The 23,732-nt window shown below is 65.2% G+C and carries 27 protein-coding genes and 1 tRNA gene; 12 read left to right on the forward strand and 16 right to left on the reverse strand.

The annotated features are described in order from the left end of the window. Positions 1 to 315: 315 nt before the first annotated feature. The gene (locus ACFPQ5_RS23550; protein ID WP_379761415.1) at positions 316 to 1,092 is read right to left on the reverse strand and encodes an enoyl-CoA hydratase; all 777 of its coding nucleotides are present in this window, start codon (positions 1,090 to 1,092) and stop codon (positions 316 to 318) included. Between the two features lie 126 nt (positions 1,093 to 1,218). Between ACFPQ5_RS23550 and ACFPQ5_RS23555 the strand changes: the two genes are divergently transcribed. Continuing rightward, complete coding sequence (locus ACFPQ5_RS23555) at positions 1,219 to 2,463, forward strand: MFS transporter (RefSeq protein WP_379761417.1); 1,245 nt, start codon at positions 1,219 to 1,221, stop codon at positions 2,461 to 2,463. A 3-nt stretch (positions 2,464 to 2,466) separates the two neighbouring features. On the opposite strand, the gene mltA is transcribed toward ACFPQ5_RS23555, so the two are convergent. Further along, positions 2,467 to 3,693, reverse strand: a complete 1,227-nt coding sequence (gene mltA, locus ACFPQ5_RS23560; protein ID WP_379761419.1) for a murein transglycosylase A — start codon at positions 3,691 to 3,693, stop codon at positions 2,467 to 2,469. 11 nt (positions 3,694 to 3,704) lie between these two features. Here mltA and ACFPQ5_RS23565 point away from each other — a divergent pair, with 11 nt between their 5' ends. Continuing rightward, on the forward strand, positions 3,705 to 3,851 hold the full coding sequence (locus ACFPQ5_RS23565; protein WP_379761421.1) for a hypothetical protein: 147 nt from the start codon (positions 3,705 to 3,707) through the stop codon (positions 3,849 to 3,851). Here ACFPQ5_RS23565 and apaG read toward each other — a convergent pair whose 3' ends face one another. Continuing rightward, the gene (apaG, locus tag ACFPQ5_RS23570; RefSeq protein ID WP_136220130.1) at positions 3,852 to 4,226 is read right to left on the reverse strand and encodes a Co2+/Mg2+ efflux protein ApaG; all 375 of its coding nucleotides are present in this window, start codon (positions 4,224 to 4,226) and stop codon (positions 3,852 to 3,854) included. A 150-nt stretch (positions 4,227 to 4,376) separates the two neighbouring features. On the opposite strand from apaG, the gene rpe reads away from it, so the two are divergent. The 8 genes from rpe to ACFPQ5_RS23610 all read left to right on the forward strand — a co-directional run bounded on the left by rpe (position 4,377) and on the right by ACFPQ5_RS23610 (position 11,002). Further along, a complete protein-coding gene (gene rpe / locus ACFPQ5_RS23575) occupies positions 4,377 to 5,048 on the forward strand; it encodes a ribulose-phosphate 3-epimerase (RefSeq protein WP_379761423.1) in 672 nt (223 codons plus the stop codon). 2 nt (positions 5,049 to 5,050) lie between these two features. Then, positions 5,051 to 5,749 carry a phosphoglycolate phosphatase gene (locus ACFPQ5_RS23580; protein ID WP_379761425.1) on the forward strand — a complete coding sequence of 233 codons (699 nt, stop codon included), beginning with the start codon at positions 5,051 to 5,053 and terminating at the stop codon, positions 5,747 to 5,749. Positions 5,750 to 5,945: 196 nt separating this feature from the next. Then, positions 5,946 to 7,442 carry an anthranilate synthase component I gene (gene trpE, locus ACFPQ5_RS23585; protein WP_379761427.1) on the forward strand — a complete coding sequence of 499 codons (1,497 nt, stop codon included), beginning with the start codon at positions 5,946 to 5,948 and terminating at the stop codon, positions 7,440 to 7,442. A 2-nt stretch (positions 7,443 to 7,444) separates the two neighbouring features. Further along, positions 7,445 to 8,008 (forward strand): anthranilate synthase component II, encoded by a 564-nt coding sequence (locus ACFPQ5_RS23590; RefSeq protein ID WP_379761429.1) that lies wholly within the window; start codon positions 7,445 to 7,447, stop codon positions 8,006 to 8,008. After that, complete coding sequence (gene trpD / locus ACFPQ5_RS23595) at positions 8,008 to 9,045, forward strand: anthranilate phosphoribosyltransferase (protein ID WP_379761431.1); 1,038 nt, start codon at positions 8,008 to 8,010, stop codon at positions 9,043 to 9,045. The genes ACFPQ5_RS23590 and trpD overlap by 1 nt, the downstream gene beginning before the upstream one ends. A gap of 9 nt (positions 9,046 to 9,054) precedes the next feature. Beyond that, positions 9,055 to 9,690, forward strand: a complete 636-nt coding sequence (locus ACFPQ5_RS23600; RefSeq protein ID WP_379761433.1) for a LysE family translocator — start codon at positions 9,055 to 9,057, stop codon at positions 9,688 to 9,690. Between the two features lie 14 nt (positions 9,691 to 9,704). Beyond that, positions 9,705 to 10,505: an indole-3-glycerol phosphate synthase TrpC gene (gene trpC / locus ACFPQ5_RS23605; RefSeq protein WP_379761436.1), complete on the forward strand. Its 801-nt coding sequence runs from the start codon at positions 9,705 to 9,707 to the stop codon at positions 10,503 to 10,505. Positions 10,506 to 10,507: 2 nt separating this feature from the next. Continuing rightward, positions 10,508 to 11,002 (forward strand): hypothetical protein, encoded by a 495-nt coding sequence (locus ACFPQ5_RS23610; RefSeq protein WP_379761438.1) that lies wholly within the window; start codon positions 10,508 to 10,510, stop codon positions 11,000 to 11,002. A 116-nt stretch (positions 11,003 to 11,118) separates the two neighbouring features. Here the strand turns inward: ACFPQ5_RS23610 and ACFPQ5_RS23615 are convergent, their stop codons facing one another. From ACFPQ5_RS23615 to ACFPQ5_RS23640, 6 genes are all read right to left on the reverse strand, one after another. Further along, entirely contained in the window at positions 11,119 to 12,387 is a 1,269-nt protein-coding gene (locus tag ACFPQ5_RS23615) for an amidohydrolase (RefSeq protein ID WP_379761737.1), read from the reverse strand. Between the two features lie 110 nt (positions 12,388 to 12,497). Next, positions 12,498 to 14,345, reverse strand: a complete 1,848-nt coding sequence (locus ACFPQ5_RS23620) for a M61 family metallopeptidase (protein ID WP_379761440.1) — start codon at positions 14,343 to 14,345, stop codon at positions 12,498 to 12,500. A gap of 68 nt (positions 14,346 to 14,413) precedes the next feature. Further along, complete coding sequence (locus ACFPQ5_RS23625; RefSeq protein ID WP_379761442.1) at positions 14,414 to 14,983, reverse strand: nucleotidyltransferase family protein; 570 nt, start codon at positions 14,981 to 14,983, stop codon at positions 14,414 to 14,416. A 6-nt stretch (positions 14,984 to 14,989) separates the two neighbouring features. Beyond that, positions 14,990 to 15,448 (reverse strand): (2Fe-2S)-binding protein, encoded by a 459-nt coding sequence (locus ACFPQ5_RS23630; RefSeq protein WP_379761444.1) that lies wholly within the window; start codon positions 15,446 to 15,448, stop codon positions 14,990 to 14,992. Positions 15,449 to 15,450: 2 nt separating this feature from the next. Then, the gene (locus tag ACFPQ5_RS23635) at positions 15,451 to 16,170 is read right to left on the reverse strand and encodes a DsbC family protein (protein WP_379761446.1); all 720 of its coding nucleotides are present in this window, start codon (positions 16,168 to 16,170) and stop codon (positions 15,451 to 15,453) included. Between the two features lie 22 nt (positions 16,171 to 16,192). Further along, positions 16,193 to 17,422 carry an FAD-dependent monooxygenase gene (locus ACFPQ5_RS23640; protein WP_379761448.1) on the reverse strand — a complete coding sequence of 410 codons (1,230 nt, stop codon included), beginning with the start codon at positions 17,420 to 17,422 and terminating at the stop codon, positions 16,193 to 16,195. Positions 17,423 to 17,542: 120 nt separating this feature from the next. On the opposite strand from ACFPQ5_RS23640, the gene ACFPQ5_RS23645 reads away from it, so the two are divergent. Beyond that, positions 17,543 to 17,618: transfer RNA gene (locus ACFPQ5_RS23645), tRNA-Phe, on the forward strand. 49 nt (positions 17,619 to 17,667) lie between these two features. Here ACFPQ5_RS23645 and ACFPQ5_RS23650 read toward each other — a convergent pair. From ACFPQ5_RS23650 to ACFPQ5_RS23665, 4 genes are all read right to left on the reverse strand, one after another. Beyond that, the gene (locus ACFPQ5_RS23650) at positions 17,668 to 18,534 is read right to left on the reverse strand and encodes a hypothetical protein (RefSeq protein ID WP_379761450.1); all 867 of its coding nucleotides are present in this window, start codon (positions 18,532 to 18,534) and stop codon (positions 17,668 to 17,670) included. A 37-nt stretch (positions 18,535 to 18,571) separates the two neighbouring features. After that, positions 18,572 to 19,159, reverse strand: coding sequence for a TerD family protein (locus ACFPQ5_RS23655; RefSeq protein WP_379761452.1), 588 nt, complete (start codon positions 19,157 to 19,159; stop codon positions 18,572 to 18,574). Positions 19,160 to 19,192: 33 nt separating this feature from the next. Then, complete coding sequence (locus ACFPQ5_RS23660; protein WP_379761454.1) at positions 19,193 to 20,329, reverse strand: toxic anion resistance protein; 1,137 nt, start codon at positions 20,327 to 20,329, stop codon at positions 19,193 to 19,195. A gap of 92 nt (positions 20,330 to 20,421) precedes the next feature. After that, on the reverse strand, positions 20,422 to 20,631 hold the full coding sequence (locus ACFPQ5_RS23665; protein WP_379761456.1) for a hypervirulence associated TUDOR domain-containing protein: 210 nt from the start codon (positions 20,629 to 20,631) through the stop codon (positions 20,422 to 20,424). A 111-nt stretch (positions 20,632 to 20,742) separates the two neighbouring features. On the opposite strand from ACFPQ5_RS23665, the gene ACFPQ5_RS23670 reads away from it, so the two are divergent. Continuing rightward, on the forward strand, positions 20,743 to 21,186 hold the full coding sequence (locus tag ACFPQ5_RS23670; protein WP_379761458.1) for a nuclear transport factor 2 family protein: 444 nt from the start codon (positions 20,743 to 20,745) through the stop codon (positions 21,184 to 21,186). A gap of 53 nt (positions 21,187 to 21,239) precedes the next feature. Here the strand turns inward: ACFPQ5_RS23670 and ACFPQ5_RS23675 are convergent, their stop codons facing one another. From ACFPQ5_RS23675 to ACFPQ5_RS23685, 3 genes are read right to left on the reverse strand one after another with little or no spacing between them, the layout of a single operon-like run. Continuing rightward, on the reverse strand, positions 21,240 to 21,647 hold the full coding sequence (locus tag ACFPQ5_RS23675; protein ID WP_379761460.1) for a YgiW/YdeI family stress tolerance OB fold protein: 408 nt from the start codon (positions 21,645 to 21,647) through the stop codon (positions 21,240 to 21,242). A gap of 60 nt (positions 21,648 to 21,707) precedes the next feature. Next, on the reverse strand, positions 21,708 to 23,054 hold the full coding sequence (locus tag ACFPQ5_RS23680; protein ID WP_379761462.1) for an ATP-binding protein: 1,347 nt from the start codon (positions 23,052 to 23,054) through the stop codon (positions 21,708 to 21,710). Further along, positions 23,047 to 23,709, reverse strand: coding sequence for a response regulator (locus ACFPQ5_RS23685; RefSeq protein WP_379761464.1), 663 nt, complete (start codon positions 23,707 to 23,709; stop codon positions 23,047 to 23,049). Before ACFPQ5_RS23685 ends, ACFPQ5_RS23680 begins: the two co-directional genes overlap by 8 nt. Positions 23,710 to 23,732 lie beyond the last annotated feature (23 nt).

A 23,732-nucleotide genomic window follows, 5' to 3' on the forward strand; every position in this document is an offset into this window, starting at 1 on the left:
GCTGAACAAGTCAGCTGGCACCTTCATCAAACGCCCACACTTATCGACTGTTAATTGTTAAAGAACTTATTCGGTACTGCCTTGCTGCGTTCTGCGAATCGTTTTGTTCGTCAGCAGCAGAGGAAAAAGAGTATGAAGCATTTCGTGATTCTCGTCAACCTCTTTTTTGCTACACCGCAGAGTCTGCGGCTTCTCGTTGCTACTTCAACTACTTGATTTCGTTGTCGTTTTTGCGAGGAGGCGAACTATAGCAAACCAGACGAGAGTCGCGCAAGTGTTTTTGCGCGACCGTCTTTTTGAACAACACTCAGCCGCTTACATGCCTTCGAAGTTGGGCTTGCGCTTCTCCAGGAAGGCGGACATCCCCTCCTTCTGCGCCGGGGTGCCGAAGCCCGCGTGGAAGAAGCGGCGCTCGTAGCGCACGCCTTCGGTCAGCGTCGTCTCGAAGGCGCGGTTGACCGAATCCTTGATCGCCATCGCCACCGATACCGGCATCTCGGCAATGGTGTTCGCCACTTTCAGCGCTTCTTCCATCAGTGAGTCCGCCGGGAAGACGCGCGACACCAGACCGGTACGCTCGGCCTCGGCCGCATCGATCATGCGCGAGGTCAGCAGCATGTCCATGGCTTTCGACTTGCCGATCGCGCGCGGCAGACGCTGGGTGCCGCCCGCGCCCGGGGTCACGCCGACCTTGATTTCCGGCTGGCCGAATTTGGCACTGTCGGCGGCAACCAGGAAATCGCACATCATCGCCAGTTCGCAGCCGCCACCCAGCGCATAACCGGCGACGACGCCGATCACCGGCTTACGCACGTTCAGGATGTGCTCCCAGTTGCGGCCGATGTAATTGCCCGGATAGGTGTCCGCATAGGTGTAATTCGCCATGGCCGCGATGTCGGCGCCTGCCGCAAACACTTTTTCGCTGCCGGTCAGGACGATGACGTTGACGCTCGGATCCGCATCGAACTTGTACAGGGCGTCGCCCAGCTCGTTCATCATGTTGTCGTTCAGCGCGTTCATCGCCTTGGGACGGTTCAGGCGAATCACGACCACCTTGCCGTGGTTTTCGATCAGCAGGTCAGCGTATTCCATTGGACACCTCTATATAAGGGATTGATCAGTGCCGCGATTGTAGCGCCTCCACGGCCGGGAAAGGCGGTTATCATTGCGATTTAAGCAAGCCTATACGAGCAGACCATCGCTACCTTACGCACGACCTTGAATCGTCTGGCCGCGGACGGCCTGCTGCAGAGCAGCGACTTTCGCCGCCTCTGGCTGAGCAGCGCGCTGACCCAGTTCGGCTCCCAGATCACCTTGCTGGCCCTGCCCATCTGCGCGGTGCTGCTGATGCATGCGACGCCGAGCCAGATGGGAACCCTGGCCGCGCTCGAATCCCTGCCCTTCCTGTTGTTCGGCCTACCTTCCGGCGTCCTGCTCGACCGCAGCCGGCGCCTGCCGATCATGATGTGCAGCGACGTGATGGTTGCTACCGCGCTGGCGAGCGTGCCGCTGGCCTGGTGGCTGGGCATCCTGAGCATTCACTGGTTGTATGCGGTCGGCTTCGTGCTCGGCACCGGCCTCACCGTCGGCGGCAGCGCCGAGCAGGTCTTTTTGACCTTCGTCGTCGGGCGCGAACGCCTGGTCGACGCACATGCCAAGCTGGCCGGCACCGAATCGGCTGCGCGCCTGATCGGCCCCGGCATGGCCGGCGCCATGGTGCAGCTGCTGGGCGCGCCCTTCGCCATTCTCTGCAACGTCGGCGCCTTCATCGTCTCGCTGGCGAATTTGCGCCGCATCCGCGCGCGCGAACCGCAGCCGGCGCCGTCGACCACCCATCCCCTGCACGACATCCGCGACGGCCTGGCCTTCGTGTGGAAGCATCCGGTGCTGCGCACCCTGGCCTGGACCTCCGGCGCCTGGCATTTCCTGTTTTATGGCTACCTGGCCCTCCACGTCCTGTTCGCCACCCGCGTGCTCGGCATGGCGCCCGGCGTGATGGGAACGGCGCAGATGCTGGGCGGCGCCGGCATCCTGGCCGGCTCGATCCTCGTAAAACCGCTGTCGAACCGCTTCGGCAGCGGGCGCGCGATCCTGGTCGGCTTGTGCACCTGCGTCTGCGGCTTCGCGCTGATGCCGGCGATTCCCGTTGCCCTGCTGGGCAGCACGGCATTGACTGCCATCGCCTACGGCAGCGTCGTCTTCCTGCTCGACTGCGGCGCTACCCTGTTCTTCGTGCCCTACATCGCCCTGCGCCAGCGCGTGACGCCGGACGCGGTCCTCGGCCGGATGGTGGCGACGATGCGCTCGCTGACGGTGGCCAGCGCCCCGCTCGGCGCCCTGGCGGCCGGCGCCTTGGCCGAGCGCTTCAGCGTGCGCACCGGACTGGCCTGTGTCGCCGGTGGCGCGCTGATGCTCGCCATTGCCGCAGTGGCGGGCACCCGGCTGCGCCATGTGAACGACTGATCCTTATTTCGGCAGCAGCACCCAGACGTTCCCGCGCTGTTTCATGCGCCCCGCATACTCGGCCGCATTCCCGCCGAAACCGAAGAAGAAATCGGCCCGCACCGCGCCGCGGATCGCCCCGCCCGTATCCTGCGCCATCATCAGGCGCTGGATGGCCGCGCCGTCGGCCGGGTGCGTGGTCGACAGGAACAGCGGCGCACCGAGCGGCACGATCGACGGGTCGACCGCCACCGAACGCTCCGGCGTCAGAGGCACGCCCAGCGCCCCCTTCGGTCCGACGCCAGGATCCGGCAGGCGCTCTTCGCGGAAGAAGATATAGCTCGGATTGACGTTCAGGAGTTCCTGGCGCCGCGCCGGATTGGCCGTGATCCAGGCCTTGATGCTCTGCGCCGAGACGCCATCGGCCGGCAATTCGCCCTGCTCCACCAGCCAGCGCCCGATCACTTTATACGGATGGCCGTTCTGGTCGGCGAAGGCGATGCGCACCGTCTCGCCGGTCTCGTCGATCTGTACCCGCCCCGAACCCTGCACTTCGAGGAAGAAGGCCTCGACCGGATCGTCGACCCAGAGCAGCTCCTTGCCGCGCAAGGGCGCGCGCTCGATCTCGGCGCGGGTGCTGTACGGGACCACGGTCTTGCCGACCAGGCGGCCGCGCAGGCGCATGTTCTTCAAGCTCGGGTACGCGGAGGCCAAGTCGACCGTGATCAGGTCGTCCGGCACCCGGTACAGCGGCGTCTGGAAGGCGCCGCCGCGCTTGCGCGATCCGCGCAGCATCGGCTCGTAATAACCGGTGATCAGGCCGGTGTCGGCGCCGTCGGGCGTGCGCATCTGGTTCGGCACGAAGTAGGTCTCGAAATAGCGGCGGATGGCGGCGCTGTCGCCGGCGTCGACCGTGGCCGAAGCCGCGCAAGGCGCGCTCCATTGCGGCTTCTTCGCCAGCACCCGGCACGATGCCAGATAAGCCGGCCAGGCCTGGCGCAGGTCGTCCTGCTGCCAGCCGGGCAGCGACTCGAAGGACACCGGCGTCATCGGCGGCACGGGCGGCGGCGGAACCGGGGTTGGCGCGGGAATCGCAACCGGCCCGACCGGCGGCGGCATCACGATGTCGGGCTGCTTCGCCGGCGGCGTCGGCGTCGGCTTGACGGGCGCGGGCGGCGGCGTGCCGCAGGCGGCCAAAAGAAGGGCGACGAGGGCAAGCGAAGTAGGTACACTGCGGCGTATCGTTTGCATAAGGACAGTCTATGTGGATCTTGATGTTGGAAGCGGGCGTGGCGTTCTTCCTGCTCGTGTTTATCGTCTGGTGGACGATGTTCCATGGCCGGCCCGAAACCCGCAAGCGCCCGCTGCGCGAGGAGCGCGAATCAAAAAGCGAACCGCGCCAGGACTGATCAGTGCAGCATGCGCGGCAGCGAGAGCACGAATTCCGGAATCAGGGCTTCGAAACGGTGGCCGTCCTCGGCCACGCAGAAGTATTCGCCGCGCATCGTGCCCTGGGGTGTGGCCAGCGGCGTGCCGCTCGAGTATTCGAACTCTTCGCCGGGTTTCAGCAGCGGCTGGTGCCCGACCACGCCCAGGCCCGAGACTTCCTGCACCCGGTTGTTGGCGTCGGTGATTACCCAGTGCCGTGAAATCAGCTGGGCCGGCACGTCGCCGGTATTGCGGATCGTGATCGTATAGGAAAACAGATATTCGTCCTGCTCCGGCTTGCTTTGCTCGGCCAGGTATTTGGTGCGGACGTTGACGGTGAACTCGTAGGCAGCCATCGGCTTCCCTCTTTCTTATTGGTGGAGACGCAAGGTGCGCAAAGGCCCATGATACTCCGCCCCGCAAATCGAGGCTGCGCGCCTATGCGCCAGCTCGGCGTAAAATAGCGGCTTCAACCCAACCGCAACGTCCGCAGTTCCAACTTATCTATGGCCACCTACCGCATCGCTCCCAGCATCCTGTCCGCCGATTTCGCCCGCCTGGGCGAGGAAGTCCGCAACGTCGTCGAGGCAGGCGCCGACATCATCCACTTCGACGTAATGGACAACCATTACGTGCCGAACCTGACCATCGGCCCGCTGGTCTGCCAGGCGATCCGCCCGCACGTGCAGGTGCCGATCGACGTCCACCTGATGGTCAAACCGGTCGACCGCATCATCCCCGACTTCGCCAAAGCCGGCGCCAACATCATCACCTTCCACCCGGAAGCATCCGAACACATCGACCGCACCCTGCAGCTGATCCGCGACCACGGCTGCAAGGCCGGCCTGGTGTTCAACCCAGCCACGCCGATGCACTACCTCGAGCACGTGATGGACAAGATCGACATGATCCTGATTATGTCGGTCAATCCGGGCTTCGGCGGCCAGTCCTTCATCCCGGAAGCCCTGAAGAAGATCGCGATCGCGCGCCGCATGATCGACGAATCGGGCCGCGACATCATGCTCGAGGTCGATGGCGGCATCAAGGCCGAGAACATCGCCGCCGCAGCGGCCGCAGGCGCCGACACCTTCGTCGCCGGCTCGGCCATCTTCGGCAAGCCCGACTACAAGGCCGTGATCGACGCCATGCGCGCCGAACTGGCTAACGTCGGGAAGTAAGGGTGCGTCCCGGCGCCGCGGCCATCAGGGCCGCCATCATCGATCTCGACGGCACGATGCTCGACACCGTGCCCGACTTTGAACTGGCCCTGAACGGCATGCGCGCCGATTTTGGACTGGCTCCGATCACCCAGGCTGTCATTGAACCGATGGTCGGCAAGGGTTCCGAAAAGCTGATCCGCGACGTGCTCGCGCTCGACTACGACGCGGCGCGCATCGATGCCGTATTCGACGAGGCGATGGCCGCCTACCAGCGCCATTACCTCGCCATCAACGGCGAACGGAGCAGGCTGTACGAAGGCGTGATCGAAGGCCTGCAGGCCATGCGCGACATCGGCCTGCGCCTGGCCTGCGTGACCAACAAGCCGATCGCCTTCGCCACGCCACTGCTGGCGCAAAAGGGTTTGTCTCCCTATTTCGAGCTGGTCTACGGCGGCGATTCCCTGCCGAAAAAGAAGCCCGATCCAATGCCGCTGCTGCAGGTCTGCAGCGACTTCGACCTGGCGCCGCCGTCGGTGGTGGCGATCGGCGACTCCTCGAACGATGCCGAAGCGGCGCGCGCGGCGCGTTGCTATGTGCTCACAGTGCCATATGGTTATAACCACGGAAGGCCTGTGCAAAGCATCGATTCCGATGGTATAGTTAATTCGCTACTGGATGCCGCCGAGCTGATTCGTGCGCACAACAGCACTCAAAACTAACTCATCTATACATGTTCTTCACTAAAAAACACACCGTCAACCAGACCGGCGCCCCTGAGGCCTGGGTCTGGCGACGCTGGCAATCCTGGGCTAACTAACCCGTCTTGATTGCTGCCGGCTGCACGCGCACCCGGCAGGTTTTTTACACTACCGCCGCCCCTCCTCCACCTTGAACGCTGGCGGCCCGGAGAAGAACATGACCGAACTCGAATTCAAATCGCTGGCCAACCAGGGCTACAACCGCATTCCGCTGATCGCCGAGGCTTTCGCCGATCTCGAGACGCCGCTGTCGCTCTACCTGAAGCTGGCGCAGTCGCAGAACACCGGCAAGAACACCTTCCTGCTCGAATCGGTCGTCGGCGGCGAACGCTTCGGCCGCTATTCCTTCATCGGCCTGCCGGCCAAGACGCTGCTGCGCAGCAGCGGCAATCTCACCGAGATCGTCACCAACGGCGTTGTCGTCGAAACCCACGAGGGCAATCCGCTCGACTTCATCGAAGCCTATCAGTCGCGCTTCAAGGTCGCGCTGCGTCCGGGCATGCCGCGCTTCTGCGGCGGCCTGGCCGGCTACTTCGGCTATGACACGGTGCGCCACATCGAGCGCAAGCTGGCCGGCAAGGCGCCGCAGGACACGCTCGGCCTGCCCGACATCCAGCTGCTGGTGACCGAAGAGCTGGCCGTGATCGACAACCTGTCCGGCAAACTCTACCTGATCGTGTATGCCGACCCGTCGCAGCCGGAAGCCTTTGCGAAAGCGCGCCAGCGCCTCAAGGATCTGCGCGTGATGCTGCGCCGGAGCGTCGATGCGCCCGTCACGACCGCCTCGGTGCGTACCGAAGCCGTGCGCGACTTCAGCAAGGAAGACTACCTGAAGGCGGTGGCGAAGGCCCACGAATACGTGATGGCCGGCGACCTGATGCAGGTGCAGATCGGCCAGCGCATCCGCAAGCCGTATGTGGACTCGCCTTTGTCGCTGTACCGCTCGCTGCGTTCGCTGAATCCGTCGCCCTACATGTACTACTACAACTTCGGCGACATGCAGATCGTGGGCGCGTCGCCGGAGATCCTGGTCCGCAACGAGACCTCGCCTGCCGGCGAACGCAAGGTCACGCTGCGCCCGATCGCCGGCACCCGCCCGCGCGGCTCGACGCCCGAACGCGACGCCGAACTGGCCGCCGAACTGCTGGCCGACCCGAAAGAGATCGCCGAGCACGTGATGCTGATCGACCTGGCGCGCAACGACATCGGCCGCATCGCCGACATCGGCACCGTCAAGGTCACGGACCGCATGGTCATCGAAAAATACTCGCACGTGCAGCACATCGTCTCGAACGTCGAAGGCGCTTTGAAGGAAGGCATGTCGAACCTGGACGTGCTGCGCGCCACCTTCCCCGCCGGGACGCTGACCGGCGCACCGAAAGTGCGGGCGATGGAAATCATCGACGAACTCGAGCCCGTGAAACGCGGCATCTACGGCGGCGCCTGCGGTTATCTCTCCTTTGGCGGCGAGATGGACGTGGCGATCGCGATCCGCACCGGCGTGATCAAGGACGGCAACCTGTACGTGCAGGCTGCGGCCGGCATCGTCGCCGACTCGATCCCGGAGATGGAATGGCAGGAAACCGAAGCCAAGGCCCGCGCCGTTTTGCGCGCGGCTGAACAAGTACAAGACGGACTGGATGGGGAGTTCTGAACATGCTGCTGATGATCGACAACTACGATTCCTTCACCTACAACATCGTCCAGTACTTCGGCGAGCTGGGTGAAGACGTGCGCACGGTGCGCAACGACGAAGTCACGATTGCGCAGATCGCGGCCATGAAGCCCGACCGCATCTGCATCTCGCCGGGCCCGAAAGCACCAAGCGATGCCGGCGTCTCGGTCGACGTGATCAAGGAATTCGGCGGCAAGCTGCCGATCCTCGGCGTCTGTCTCGGCCACCAGGCCATCGGCGAAGCTTTTGGGGGCACGATCATCCGCGCCAAGCAGGTCATGCACGGCAAGACCTCGATGATCGCGCACACCGGAGAAGGTGTCTTCAAGGGGATCCCGAGCCCGTTCACCGTGATCCGCTACCACTCGCTGGCGATCGAGCGCGCCTCGCTGCCTTCCTGCCTCGAAGTGACCGCCTGGACCGACGATGGCGAGATCATGGGTGTGCGCCACAAGGAGTTCGACATCCAGGGCGTGCAGTTCCACCCCGAGTCGATTTTGTCCGAGCACGGCCACGCGTTGTTCAAGAATTTCCTGGAGGGATAATGAAAATCACCCCGCAAGAAGCGCTGCTGCGCTGTATCGAACACCGCGAGATCTTCCACGACGAGATGCTGCACCTGTTCCGCCAGATCATGTCGGGCGAGATGTCGCCGACCATGGTCGCGGCGCTGACCGTCGGCCTGCGCGTGAAGAAGGAAACCATCGGCGAGATCACCGCCGCGGCGCAAGTCATGCGCGAGTTCTCGACCAAGGTGCCGATGGCCGACACCACCCACCTGCTCGACATTGTCGGCACGGGCGGCGACGGCGCGAATACCTTCAATATCTCCAGCGCCTCGATGTTCGTGGCGGCTGCCGCCGGCGCGCGCGTGGCCAAGCATGGCGGACGCAGCGTCTCGTCCTCCTCGGGCAGCGCCGACCTGATCGAAGCGCTGGGCGCCCACATCGATTTGAAACCCGAGCAGATCGCGCAATCGATCGCGCAGACCGGCATCGGCTTCATGTTCGCGCCCAACCACCACGCGGCGATGAAGCACGTGGCGCCGGTGCGCCGCGAGCTGGGCGTGCGCAGCATTTTTAATATTCTCGGACCGCTGACCAATCCGGCCGGCGCGCCGAACATCCTGATGGGCGTGTTCCACCCGGACCTGGTCGGCATCCAGGTGCGCGTGCTGCAGCGCCTCGGCGCCCAGCATGCGCTGGTGGTCTGGGGCCGCGACAACATGGACGAAGTCTCGCTCGGCGCCGGCACCCTGGTCGGCGAACTGGTCGACGGCGAAATCCGCGAATACGAAATCCATCCGGAAGACTTCGGCATGTCGATGATTGCCAGCCGCAACCTGCGCGTGGCCGACACCGCCGAATCGAAGCTGCGCGTGATGGAAGCGCTGCGCGGCGAGCCGGGACCGGCCACCGACATCGTGGCGCTGAACGCCGGCACCGCCCTATATGCGGCCGGCGTCGCATCCTCGATCGAGGAAGGGCTGGCCAAGGCACGTGCGACCATCGCATCCGGCGCGGCCATGGCCAAGCTCGAACAATTCGTCGCCGTCACGCGCCAGCTGGGCGCCCAGTCCTAAGGAGCCAATATGTTCGGAATCCACGACCTGCCCCTGTTTGTGCTTTCCGGACTGCTCCTCAACATCATGCCCGGCCCCGATTCGCTGCTGATCATGACGCGCAGCGCGACCCAGGGCTGGCGCGCCGGCTGTGCGGCGGCGCTCGGCATCGGGAGCGGCACCCTGGTCCACATCTTCGCCGCGGCGCTGGGACTGTCGGCGGTGCTGGCCACCTCCGCCACCGCCTTCACCGTGGTGAAGCTGGTCGGCGCGGCCTACATCCTGTATATGGCGGTCGGCCTGCTGCGCAGCCGCAGGCGCGATGGCGAGACGGCGGCGCCGATGCTGCCGCCCCTGCCCTACCGCACCATCTTCGGCCAGGGTTTTCTGACCAATGTACTGAACCCGAAGGTCGCGATCTTCTTCCTCGCCTTCGTCCCGCAATTCATCAGCGCCGATGCGCCGAACAAGGCGCTGGCCTTCATCGTCCTGGGCTGCATCTTCAACGTCAACGGCATGCTCTGGTGCCTGGGACTGGCGGTCACGACCGCGAAGGCCAGCGCACGCATCAAGCTCAGCCCGACGGTCTCGCTCTGGCTCAACCGCGTTACCGGCGGCCTGTTCGTCTGGCTCGGCGTGAAGCTGGCGCTGTCCAAGTCCCACTAAGGTTTCATACACGTATGTCCGACATCCTGAACAAGATCCTGGCCGTCAAGGCCGATGAAGTGGCGGCCGCCAAACGGCACCGCGACCTGGCCAGCCTGCGCCGCGACGTCGAAACCGACACCGAACTGCGCGCCGGCATCCGCGGCTTCGAAGCGAGCCTGCGCAAGCACATCGCCGCGGGCCGCGCGGGCGTGATCGCCGAAGTGAAGAAGGCTTCGCCCTCGAAGGGCGTGCTGCGTCCGGACTTCCGGCCGGCGCAGATCGCCGAGAGCTATGCCAATGCTGGGGCTGCTTGCCTCTCGGTGCTGACGGACGTACAGTTCTTTCAGGGCTCGGTAGATTATTTGCGCCAGGCGCGTGCGGCCGTCGAGTTGCCCGTGATCCGCAAGGATTTTATCGTCGACATGTACCAGGTCTACGAAGCGCGCGCGATGGGGGCCGATGCGATCCTGTTGATCGTCTCCGCCCTCGATCACGGCCTGATGGCGGAATTGGAGGCCTGTGCCCAGGAACTTGGCATGGATGTGCTGGTCGAAGTACATGACGGTGATGAGCTGACCGCGGCTTTGAAGCTGAAAACGCCGCTCGTCGGCATCAACAACCGCAACCTGCGCACCTTCGAGGTCTCGCTGGACACGACCATCGGCCTGCTGCCGCGCATCGGCAGCGAGCGGCTGGTCGTGACCGAGTCGGGAATCATGGTGCCGGGCGATGTGCAGCGCATGCGCGAGGCAAACGTGCACGCGTTCCTGGTGGGCGAAGCGTTCATGCGCGCTTCCAACCCTGGCGCCGAACTACGACGATTATTCGACTGATCATGTTCACATTCATCCGCACCCGGGCCGCTCTCCTCCTTCTTCTTCTGGCAGCCCTGGGCGGATGCAGCACGGTCCAGCCCGTCGCCTCCACCGCCAAGCGCATCGTCGCCGCCATTCTTCCTGCTCCCAGGACCGACGCCCCCGTCCCGCCGCCCTCGCCCACGCTCGACGCCTACAAGGCCGAAGTTGCCCAGCACGTCATGCGCGCCAACAGCGGCCAGACCTTCAGCGGCCGCCTGCCGCCGATGCTGCCGGCGATCGTGGTGGTGAACATCACCGTGGGAGAAGATGGCGAGTTGCAGGATGTAGTCGTGCAGCGTTCGCGCGATCCGGATGCGTCGGAGGTGGCGCTGGCGTCGATGCGGCGGACCGGGCGCTTGCCGAGGCCGTCACATTTGTTGGCGGCGAATATGCGGAAGCTGACGTTTTCGGAGACGTTCTTGTTCGATCACCAGTATCGGTTTCAGTTGCGGTCGTTGGCCGGGCCGCAGTGATGGGGGGCGAATGCACAAGGTCGGGTATGTCGAGACACGAAAACCCGTGGAGTCGGGACTCCACGCGTTCGTACGGAAGATCAAACGCACAGCCGCGCGCACGCGGCCACGGCGAATTACCGCTTCATCACACTCAACACCGCCAGACTCATGGCCTGCGCGCCCGTCTTGATCGACGGCTCCGGCACCGGTGCATAAAACGGCGAATGATTGAACGCGATCGGCTTGCCGCCCTCGCGCGCCGCTTCCTCGACCATCTTCGGGTCATACACGCCGGTGAAGAAGAACATCCCCGGCACGCCCTGGTTCACGTACTGCGAAAAATCTTCGCTCGCCGTCATGGCCGGCATGCGCTGGGCCTTGGCGTCGCCGAAGGCGTCCTTGAACACGGGTTCCAGTTTCGTCACCAGCGCCTCGCTGTTGACGATGGCCGCGCCGCCGCTGATCAGCTGCACGTCCGGCGCCGGCGCGCCGGCCATTGCCGCCGAGGCGACGGCGACGCGGCGCACGCCGTCCAGCAGCTTGGCGCGCACGGCCGGGCTGTAGGAGCGGATCGTGCCGCGCACCTGCACGCTGTCCGGAATGATGTTGCCGACTGTGCCGCCCTGGATCGCGCCGATCGTCACCACGCCGAATTCCTTCGGGTCCTTCTCGCGGCTGACGATGGTCTGCACGTCGACCACGAAACGCGCCGCGATCGTGATCGGGGCCACCGATTTGTCGGGCGCGGAGCCGTGGCCGCCCCGGCCCTTGAAAACGATCTCCAACGCGTCCGAATTCGACGACACAGCGCCGGCGTTATAACCGACCGTGCCATAGGCCAGCGGCCAGGAATGCAGGGCGAAGGCATAGTCCGGTTTCGGGAAGCGTTTGAAGAGGCCGTCGTCCAGCATCGCCTTCGCGCCCGACACGGTCTCCTCGGCCGGCTGGCCGATGAATACCAGGGTGCCCTTCCACTGCGCTTTCATATCCACCAGCGTGCGCGCGGCGCCTAGCCAGCTGGCCATGTGGATGTCGTGGCCGCAGCTGTGTGTCACGAAACTCTCGCGCCCGTCGCTGGTCGCCTTGGCGCGGCTGGCGTAGGGCAAGCCGGTCTTTTCTTCCATCGGCAAGCCATCGAGCTCGGTACGCACCAGCACCGTCGGACCGGCGCCGTTCTTGTACACCGCGACGATGCCCGTCTTGCCGACCTTTTCCGTGACCTCGAAGCCGAGCTTGCGCATTTCGCCGGCCAGCTTGCCCGCGGTGCGCACTTCCTGGAAGGCGATCTCCGGATGCGCATGCAAGTCTTTATAGACCGTGTCCAGCCATGGGTACATGCCGTCGAGGCGCGTTTTGACTTGGTCCTTCAGCGGTGCGGGAGACTGGGCCAGCGCGAACGGCATGGCAAGAGCGAGAACGGCGGCTGCGATCGGCTTTTTCAACGGACACCTCATCAAATGGGAGAACAGGAAGCGGATAAGAAAAGGCCCGGCGCGGCGGCCGGGCCGGAAAATTACGCCGCGCTCGGCCGCGGCAGCGCCACCGACTTCTTGCCGGCGACGGCAGGCGCCAGGGTGATGCCCGGCACGCGGTCGCCCTGCAGCGTCACGTCGAAGGCCATCAATTCGTCGCGGCGGAAGGCATGCACGGTGACCGTATCGCCCACGCGGTAGCGCGACAGCAGCGCGTCCACGTTGGACGGGTTGCCGTTCACGCGCAGGCCGTCGATGGCGATCACGACGTCCAGCGCCGACAGGCCGGCCACGTGCGCCGCGCCGCCCTCGTGCACCTGGGTCAGCTTGGCGCCGAGTGGATCGCGGCCGATGCCGGCGTCCAGCGAGGGCTTGCCGCTCTTGCGTTCGTCGGTCAGCTTCATGCCGAAAGGCGTGAACAGTTTAGCGAGCGGCAAGTCGTCCGTGCCGCGCACGAACTTGTCGAACAGGGAGCGCAGTTTCAGGCCGCTGACTTCGTCGAACAGGGCCTCGACTTCGCCCTCGGTGACGCCGCGCCCGACGCTCGGATAGAAATCGCGGCCATAGCGCTGCCACAGCGCGCGCATGACGTCGTCGAGCGTCTTGGCGCCGCCTGTCCTGGCGCGGATGGTGAGATCGAAGGCCAGCGCGATCAGCGAACCCTTGCTGTAGTAGCTGATGATCGCGTTCGGCGAATTCTCGTCCTGGCGATAGTACTTGCTCCAGGCGTCGAAGCTGGAATCGGCCACGCTCTGCTTCAGGCGTCCGCTGCCGCGCAGCACGCTGCCAATGGTTTTACCGAGCAGCTTGAAATAAGTCGCTTCCTTGATGATCCCGGCGCGCACCAGCATCAGGTCGTCGTAGTAGCTGGTAAACCCTTCGAACAGCCACAAGAGCGGCGTGTAGTTCTCGACCTGTAAATCGTAGGGCGCGAACACGGCCGGCTTGATGCGCTTGACGTTCCAGGTGTGGAAGTACTCGTGGCTGCACAGGCCCAGGTATTTCAGGTAGCCGTCGGACGTGCCGTCCAACTTCGGCTCCCCGGTCTGCGGCGAGGCCGTGCTCGGCAGGTCGGCGCGGGCGCAGATCAGGGCGGTGGAGGCGCGGTGTTCCAGGCCGCCGTAACCATCGCCGACGGCCATCGTCATGAAGACGTAGCGATCGACCGGCGCCTTGTTGACGCCCGGTTCGAACAGCGCAATCTGCGCTTCGCAGATCGCCTTCAGGTCGGCCTGCAGGCGCGCCATGTCCAGGTTCGGCACGCGACCGGTGATGACGATGTCGTGCGGGATGCCGTGCGCCTTGAAGCTGGCGAGGGCAAAGTCGCCCATCTCGACCGGATGGTCGATCAGTTCGTCGTAGTCGGCGGCGACATAGCTGCCGAAGCCGTAGCGCTTGGCGCCCAGCTCCTTCATCGCGGTGGCGACGCGCCAGGTTTTCGCACGCGGGTCGCCCGGGCGCTGGATGTCGACTTCGTGCGCGCCGGCTTCCTGCCCGACCACGCGCAGGAACACGCTGGTGCCGTTGAAGAAGCCGTGGGTCTGGTCGAGGTGGGCAGCGCGCACCGACAGGTCCCAGGCATAGACTTCGTAGTGCAGGGTCAGGGGACCTGCGCAGGGGGCCGCCTGCCAGGAGTGCTTGTCGAGCTTGGTGAGCGCGACGGCGGCGCCGTTCGCTTCGGCGCGGATGCGCACGATGTTGCGCGCGAATTCGCGGATCATGTAGCTGCCCGGGATCCAGGCCGGCAGCGCGAACACCTGGCCCTCGGGATTCGGCACCGGCACGGTGACGCTGACGTTAAAGAGGTGGCCCGCCAGGTCTTTCGGGACGATGGTGTAGTGGATGGCGCTCTGCTTGCTCTGATTCTTACTTTGGGCTGTTTTTTTCATGATCACGTAGGGAACGGGCCGATTTCCCTTAGTGTAACGGATTCGGCAAAACCCGCGACGCAGCCGCGTTACAGATCGCCTGGTGTATCGATGTCGCGCAGGACGCCGGGGTCAAGCACCGCGACCTCGGTCACGCTCTCCATTTTCAGCAGCGCGCGGGCGCCGTGCTCGCCCTTTAAGGCCAGCAGCGCCGGCAAGTGCTGCGCGCCGAAAGCGACCGGATTGCCGCGCCGCCCTTCGAACACGGGCGCGGCAATGCCCGCCCCCTCCTCCAGCGCAGCCAGCAGTGCATGCAGGGTGCCTGGCGTCACATACGGCATGTCGCCCAGCGCCACCAGCCAGGCGTCGGCCTGGGGCAGCGAGTGCGCAATCGCGTGCACGAGCGAGGCCGCCATGCCGCTGTCGGCGTCGTCGCAGGTCGTGAGCTCGCAGCCGAGCGCGCGCAAGGCGTCGGCCACGCCGCCATCCTGCGGCGGCACGACGGCGATCACACGAGATAAAACGGAAAGGAGATGACGGGCGCTGGCGACGACGACGGCGTCGCCGCCGGGAAGCGGCTGCAGCAGCTTGTTGCGCACCCCTTCGGGATCGAAACGGCGCCCGCGCCCGGCCGCAAGCAGGATGCCGACCGGATTCACAAGCGCTTACGCGAGCGTGCCGGCCGCATCCTTGATCGCGGCGCGGATGCGCTGGTAGGTGCCGCAGCGGCAGATGTTGCCGCTCATCGCGCTGTCGATGTCGGCGTCGCTCGGCGTCTTGTTGGTGCGCAGCAGCGCGGCGGCGCTCATCACCTGGCCGCTCTGGCAGTAGCCGCACTGCGGCACGTCGTGGCGGATCCAGGCGGCCTGGATCGCCTTGCCGACCGGATCCTGGCCGACCGCCTCGATAGTCGTGAGCTTGTGGCCGACGGCGCTCGACACCGGCGTCACGCAGGAACGCACCGGCGCGCCGTCCAGGTGCACGGTGCAGGCGCCGCACAGGGCGGCGCCGCAGCCGAACTTGGTGCCGGTCAGGTTCAGGTTGTCGCGCAGTGCCCACAGGATGGGCGTGGCGGGATCGGCATCGATCTCGGTGTCGCGGCCGTTGACGTTCAGCTGCAACATGCTTATTTGATCGACTTGAGTTTCTCTTCCAGCCCCGCCAGGTCGACCGCGCCCGGAATGCGGGTGCCGTCGGTGAAGAAGATCGCCGGCGTGCCCTGGATTTTCAGCTTGTGGCCCAGTTCGACGATCTTGTCGTTCGGGGTCTCGCATTTCTCGGGCGCCGCCGGTGGCAGCTTGCCGTTGATCATCCAGTCATCCCAGGCCTTCACGCGGTCCGGCGCGCACCAGATGTTCTTCGACTTCACGAACGAATCCTCGGACAGGATGTTGTACATGAAGGTGTAGATGGTGACGTTGTCCAGGTCCTTCAGCGTGGTCTGGCGCAGGCGCTTGCAATAGCCGCAGTTCGGATCTTCGAACACGGCGATGGTGCGCTTGCCGTCGCCCTTCACCTGCTTCAGCGCCATGTTAAACGGCAGGTCGGAGAACTTGATCTTGGTGAGATCGTCGATGCGCGTCTTGGTCAGGTTTTTCGAGGTCTTGGCGTCGTAGACCTGGCCGATGAACAGGAACTCGCCCTTCTTGTCGGCGTACAGGATGTCGGTCCCGATGCGCAGTTCGTACAGGCCGCTGTAGGGCGTCGCCGTGATCGAATCGATTTTCGCTCCGCCCAGGCGCGGCTCGATGTTCTTGCGGATGCTCGCTTCCGTCGTATTCTCGGCACCCACGCACGAGGCCACCAGGCCCGTCATCGCCAGCACGGCCAGCTTGGTTTTCAACATCACTATCTTGTTCCTCAAGGTTTTACGACTGTCCGATGGCGTGCGCCATCAGGCGACGCTTGATGAAGGGCAACTTATCGAGCAAGTTTAATCCCAAATTGCGTGCAACGCGCAAGGGTTCGAGGTTGGCGCCGAACAAACGCTCGAGGCCGTCGGTCGCCAGTTGCATTAAAAGAACATCTTCCTTGCGTGCGCGTGCATAACGCGCCAGCACGCGCTCGTCGCCGATGCCGCGGTGTTCCTCGCGCTCGCGCACCACGCGCAGCAGGTCGACGATGTCGCCGAAGCCCAGGTTCATGCCGTGCCCGGCCAGCGGGTGGACGGCGTGCGCGGCGTCGCCGATCAGGGCCACGTGCGGTGCCGTCAAGGCATGCGGCCGCACCAGCGCCAGCGGCACCGACTTGAACGACTCCGGCTGCAGCGGCTTCAGGGCGCCCAGCGGCGCATCCGCATATTCGCACAGGCGCACGGCCAGCTCGCTCATCGATTCTTCCGCCAGGGTGGCGGCCAGGGTTTCCGGCGCCGACCACACGAGGGAAACGCGGTTTCCCGGCAGCGGCAGCAACGCGATGATGCCGTCGGCGCAGGTGAACCACTGGTGGGCTACGCCGTGGTGCGGCTTTTCGCAGGAAAAATTGGTGACGATCGCCTTCTGGTGGTAGGAGCGGTAGTCGATGCCGATGTCGCACTGCCCGCGCACCCAGGAATCGCGTCCGTCCGCGCCCAGCACGAGCTGGGCATCGATGCGGCGCCCGTCTTCCAGCTGCACGGCCGCGCCATCCGGACCGCAAGTCAGGCGCGTGCCGCAGCCTTTGAGGATTTCGACCTTGTGCGCGAACTTCAGCGCCGCATCCAGCGCCCCGTTCAGGTTGCTGTCCTCGACGATCCAGGCCAGCGCGCCGGTATGGGCGCCGAAGGCATCGAAGCCGAGGCTGCCGCTGTTCTTGCCGTCGCCGTTGACCGCCATCGCATCGACTGGCGCCACCCGGCCCGGCTCGAGCGCATCCCAGACTTTCAGGGACGACAGCAGGTCGCGCGCCGTGTGGTTCAGCGCGTAGACGCGCACGTCCCAGGGGCGCTCGCCGCTTGTCACGGCACTGTTCTCGCCCGGTGCGGTGCTGTTCGGCACCAGCAGCGTGACGCTGTGCCCGGCCTGGGCAAGACCGAGGGCCGCCGTCTTGGCGATGGCGCCATTGCCGACGATGCAGACGTCGCTGCGGGTGGATGCGGAGGAAGAAGTTGGGGTCGTCATGCCAGGCATTATAGCGGGATGTTCCCTGCGCACTTCAGGTGCGCCGGCCGCCTTGACCGAAGAAAGTTGCAACGAGGACTTGCGGAGCTGGAATCGGGTAGCTATAATCATGCCTCTCTTGGCCTGGTAGCTCAGTTGGTAGAGCAGAGGATTGAAAATCCTTGTGTCGGTGGTTCGATTCCGCCCCGGGCCACCAAGAATTTAAAGAACGCCACCTTCGGGTGGCGTTTTTGTTTCTACCCTTTCTACTTCCCTTCTTGCGCCTGCGCCATCTCGAGCGCCGGCAAGGTCACCGTCAGGAAAGACGACACCTGGCCGATCAGGTCGGCCGCCTGCTGGCGCACCTGCTCCATTTGCAGCATCGACAGCTCGGCCTGGCGCACCGCCTGCCCGATCAGGGTGCGGCGCTGCAGCAGCGCATCGCGGGTGACGTCCGACGCGCCGGCGGCCAGCGTCGACACGACGGCCAGCACCAGCCCGTGCAGATTCAGGTCCCTGGCCGACGCTTCCAGGTGGCGCACAGCTGTCTCGCTGTCCGCCATCAGCTGCAGCAGCTGCGCCCGGCTGGCCAGCAGTGCCGGTTTGTATTCGGCAGGCGGCATCGGGCGGCGGAACAGCTTGTCGAAGATGCCGGCCGGCGCCCGGGTGCTTTCCAGCGCGGTCTTCAGCAGCGCGGGCACGCCCATCTCCGAAAATTGCAGGACCAGCTCGGTGATCGGCTGCAGCAGCGCGGCCTGCTCCATCAAAGGCGCTTCCGCCCACTGCGTCACCAGCGCCAGCCTGACCGGCAGGATGCGCCTGAACAGGGCGGCCAAGCGCCCCTGCTCTTGCGCGAACACCTGCGGATGCTCGGCGTGTACGAGCGCCAGGGCGTCGCGCACCGCCGGATGGTCTTCGCTCTCGAACAGCGCCCGGGCCGGGGCTTTCGCGGTGAGCGGCGAAGATGCCGGCGCCGGCGGCAGGTCGTCGAAGGACAGCGCCTTGGGCGGACCGGCGGGGGTGGCCGGCGCGTCGGTGTCGCCGAAGTCGAAGGCGCGCGGCGCAGCCGAAGGAGGAGCCAAATCAGGAGCAGGCTCCGGCTCCGCGCCGAAATCGAATGCCTTGGGTGTCATCGGTCAGGCGGCATCAGGAACTGAAGCGCGGCATTCCTCAGACAGTGCCGCCGAGCTTGCGGATGAAGGTCGCCAGGTTCAGCTTGAAGCCGGCGCCGACGGCCTGGAAGCGCCATTCGCCGTCACGGCGGTACAGCGAGCCGAACTGCAGTGCGGTCTTGTCCGAGTAGTCCGCGTCCAGGTCGTATTCGGCGATCACTTCGCCGGTGTCGTCGTTGTACACCTTGACGTAGGCGTCGGTGACGCGCCCGAAGGTCTGCTTGCGCGCCTCGGCTTCGTGGATGGTCACCACGATTGGCATCTCCATGACTTCCGCCTCGACCCTGGCCAGGTCGACGGTGATGACTTCGTCGTCGCCATCCTTGTCACCCGTGCGGTTGTCGCCGGAGTGAATGACGGCGCCATCCGGCGAAGTCGTGTGGTTGTAATAGACGAAGTGGGCGTTGCTGATCATGACCGGATCGTCGTTCGCGTCCTTCCTGCACAGGAAGACCGACGAGTCGAGGTCGAAGGCCTGGCCCTCGGCCGCGTTGACCTTCCAGCCGAGGCCGATCCGGACACGCTTCAAGCCCGGGGCAGACTTTTCGAGGTTGATGCGGTGGCCGGTTTGCAGCGTCGTCGACATGGCTTGGCTTTCCTTGATAGTGAAAATGATATTTTAGGCTGCTGGCGCGGCCGAGGAGAAACGCGCGATCAGCTCGTGCTCCAGCTGCTGCAGTTTCGGCAGCTCGTCCTTGCGGCGCTGCTGGCCTTCGCGCGAGATCTGCTCGAGCTTGTCGAAGGCCGTCACCAGCTGCGTCTGCACGTGCTGGGCGGTTTCCAGGCTGACCAGGGAACGCTGCTTGGCGCGCGCCACCGTCTCGGTATTTTCCAGCAGCATGTCGGCCTGGGCGCGGAAGGCGGCGTCGGTGGCGTCGTAGGCGGCATTCGCCACGGCCGCGCTCTGCTTGGCTTCCAGCTGCAGCAGGTAGAGCGAGAACACGTTGCGCCAGGCCGGGATCGAGACGTTGACGATGTCCGTAAACGTGTCCGTCAGCGCGCGCGCATTGTCCTGCGACAGGCGGATCTGCGGCACCATCTGCGTGGCCATCAGCATGGCGCGCTTCAAATCGTCGATGCGCTTTTCGAGCCGCTCCAGACGGCGCTTGAGTTCGGTCGCCTGCTGCGCTTCGAAGGCATTGGCCGGCGCGGCCTGCTGCGCGACCGCCTGGCGCAGCCGCTCGGCCCAGGCTTCGCCCTTTTTGACGTCGGCGTCCAGGCCCTGGTAGTACATCTCCAGGCCCTTGTACATCTCGTCGAAATCCTGGATGCGGTTGCGGTGCACGTTGGCATGGCGCGTCATCTCCGACACCAGCGTGTCCATGCGCGACTCGACCACCTGGTATTGCGACAGCATCTTTTCCTTGACCGAGCCGAACATGTTCGTCACGCGCGACAGCAGGCCGCCCGAGCGCAGCTTGGCCGGGTCCAGGCCCTTGGAGGCGGCAATCAACTCGTTCAGCTGGGCGCCGAACACGTCCGCATCCGACGCGCGCACCGTGCCCAGCAGCTTGGCCGACACCTTGGCGACGCCGGCGCCGGTGGAGCCGCCCAGGGACTCGATGGCCTTGTCGTCGATGCCGGAGATATCGACGCGCACGACCGGCGCCGGGCTCGCATCCGACAGCGATGCCGGCAGCATGTCCGGCGAACGGGCCGGGTCCACCAGGGGTGGGAAAGCAGGCGCGGGCGTGGCGACAGGCGCGGCAGGCGCCGCGGCCTTCGCTTCGTCGTCGGAGGAGAACAGCGGTTTCATGGCATTCCTTCAGGTGAGAAGTGACAACATGAATAGCTTACCACCGGATACTCAGCCAGACCCGGAAATGCCTCCTCGGCGTAACGTTTTTGCTAAGCCTTGCTGAGCGCGTCCGGCTTATGCGCCGCTTCGGCGCCGGTCTTGTCGCTGACGACGAGATATTCCGGATTCTCCTTCGACGCCGCCACGTGGTGGCCCTTGATGTCGGTCGGCTCCGTCAGCTTCTTCTTGACCGTGCCGGTGACCATACCCTGGGAAGAATGCCACTGCACCTTGTCGCCTGCCTTGAACGCGTTCGCCATGATGGGTCCCTTTGAGTGATTGGGCCGCCTGTCGAGCTTGAAATCCCTGCGCCGCGCATTACGCTGGAAGGATGGACCATTTTTTATCAACTGCTTTGCCAGGAGGCTGACATGGACGCACAAGAAAACAAGCGGCTGGTCATGGAAGGCTACCAGATGTTCCAGAGCGGCGACATTCCGCAGCTTCTGGAGCGCTACCAGGACGATGCGCTCTGGATCGAACCCGAGGTAGAGAACGTTCCCTTCTCCGGCCTGCACAAGGGCAAGGCCGCGATTGCCCAGTTCTTCAAGGACCTGGACAATGCCGCGCAGGCGCTGCGTTTCGAACCGAAGGACATCATTGCCGAAGGCGACAAGGTCGTCGTCACCGGCGAGGCAACCTGGATGGTCCGGCAAACCGGACGCACCTACGACAGTCCCTGGGTGCACGTGTTCACGATACGCGACGGTAAAGTGGCGCGCTTCCAGGATTATCACGATACCGCGGCGGGCGAACGCGCCTACCGGCCCGGCCAGCCCGGCCAGGCAACGACCGGGGCATCGCTCCATCACTGAGTGCGTTGCAAGGAACGCGACACGACGCCACCCCGCGGTGGCGTTTTGTTTGTTTATTTGCCGACGACCTTCAGCTGCTTGACGTCGAAGCTCGATTCGCCAAAGGTTTCCTTGTCGAATTCGCCGGTCAGCTCGACCACCGTGTTCTGGTCGATGCTCACGCCGGCCGGGAAATGCTTGGCGTCGATTTCGACCGTGATCTTGCCGCTGGCGTCGGCGAATTCATACTCTTCCCCACCTTTGTGGCTGAGCAGCTTGCCCTGCAGGCGCGCGTACTGGTCGTCCTTGCCCTTGTCGAGCAAGTCCTTCGCCTTCATCAGGGGCACGCTGGTCGGCCCGGTGTAGCCGGCCGCGGCGGCGGGCTTGTTCGAGGGGCCCGTGTAGCCGGTCGGCTGGGCGATGGCGAAGGCCGAGGCGGCCAGCAGGGTCGTGATGGCGGACAGTTTGGCAATACGGTTCATGGTCGTTCCTTTGTCTGGTGAGTGGATACCTCATTAAACCGGCGCGACATTAACCCGATCTTAAGAAGGCCAATCGAGCGTGACGCCGAGTCCGCGCCCCTCCAGGCCGGGGCCGAAGGCAAGCGCGATGCCGTGCAGATCCGCGATACGCTTCACGATCGACAGGCCGAGTCCGCTGCCGCCCTCTTCCTGCCCCAGCACGCGGAAAAAACGTTCGGTCAGGCGCTGCCGGCTGGCGTCGTCGACGCCCGGACCGTCGTCGCGCACCGCGATCCGGTCGCGCCCCGCGTGACGGCGGGCCTCGATCTCGACCCGGCTGCCGGCCGGGCAATAGCGCAGCGCATTGTTCACAAGGTTGCGCAGCACGATGGCGAGCATCTGCGGATCCGCCTGCACCGATGCGATCCCGCAGCGCAGCGACAGGGCGATGCCGCGCCGGGCCGCGTCCCCGGCATGCTCGGCCTGCAGCTGTGCGAAGAGCGGCGCCAGCGCCACCGTTTGCCGTTCCAGCTGGGCGCGCGCCAGCGGATCGAGGCGGGCCAGCGTCAGGAGGCTGTCGACCAGTGCCGTCAGGCGGGCGATGTCCTGACGCAGCTTCCGGAAGGGCGCAGCCAGCTCGGGATGCTGGCGCTGCAGCAGCTGCACGTGCATGTGCAGGCCAGCCAGCGGGGTGCGCAATTCGTGGGCGGCGTCGGCGGTGAAGCGGCGCTCGGCCTGCAGCGCCGCGTCCAGGCGCGCGAGCACCTCGTTCAAGGCCCTGGTCATCGGCAGCAGTTCGCGCGGCTGCCCGTTCGTCTCTACCTGCGCCAGGTCGTCCGGGGTCTTGGCGCCGATCGCGGCGGCGGTGCGGCGCAATGGCTGCAGCACGCGCCCGGTCAGCCACCAGCACACCAGGGCCAGCAGCACAAGAAAACCCAGCACCGGCAGCCACAGGGCCTCGCCCAGCTCTTCCAGGATGTCGAGGCGTTTGTCGGCCTGCTGGCCGACCTGCACCTCGAAGCGGCGCGCCTCGTCGCGCACCACGAAGACGCGCCAGCGATCTCCGTCCATGGCGAGGTCGATGAAACCATGGTCGTCGTCGAAAGCGGCAACGAAGGGCGCCGCCGGCGCGCCGGCGCTGCGCTGCAGTACCCGGCCGTTGGCCACCACCTGGTATTGCATGTCGACCTTGCGCGCGTCGCGTCCCGGCGCCGGCAAGGGCGCCAGCAAGCCGCGCGCGTCGAGATCGGTGGTGGCGCCCATCAGCATGTATGCCGATTCCTCGAGCGCATCGTCGAACACGTCTGTCGTTTCCTGCCAGGCGATGGCGGTGACGGTGCCCAGGCTGGCCAGCCACAGTACCGTGCTGGCGGCCAGGATCGCGGCCAGCAGGCGCCGGCGCAAGGACCAGGGCGGCGCGCTAGGCATCGTCCCTCAGGCGATAGCCGAGGCCGCGCACGGTGACGATGCTGTCGCTGCCGAATTTCTTGCGCAGGTTGTGGATGTAGACCTCGATCGCATTGCTTTCGACCTCCTCGCCCCAGCCATATAAACTCTCTTCGATCTGGGCGCGGGTGACGATGCCGTTCTTGCGCAGCAGCAGCGCATACAGCACGTGGTATTCGCGGCTGGTGAGCGCGACCGGCCGGCCGTGCAGGCTGGCTTGCCGGGTCTCGGCATCGAGGGCGATGCCGGCGTGGGTCAGGGCGTTGCTGGCCTGGCTGGCGCCGCGCCGTGCCGCGGCCCGGATGCGCGCCGACAGTTCCTCGAGTTCGAAGGGTTTGACCAGGTAATCGTCGGCGCCCAGGTCCAGCCCTTCGACCCGGTCGGCCAGCGCATTGAAGGCGGTGATCAGGATCACCGGCACGGTATTCCCGGCCGTGCGCAGGGCGGCCAACAAGGCGTCGCCGGAGAGGCCCGGCAGGCCGCGGTCGAGCAGGACGCAATCGTAATGGTGCGTCAGTAAAGCAGTCTGGGCCGAATCGCCGCGCCGCACCCAGTCCACCGCATGCCCGTCCAGGCGCAGCCAGGCGAGGATGGTTTCACCAAGAGAGGTATCGTCTTCGACGAGGAGGATGCGCATGGAGTTTCCGGAGGAGGCGGTCA

Origin of the sequence: Massilia suwonensis (assembly GCF_042655665.1) — a bacterium.
GTDB classification, from domain to species: Bacteria; Pseudomonadota; Gammaproteobacteria; order Burkholderiales; family Burkholderiaceae_D; genus Telluria; species Telluria suwonensis.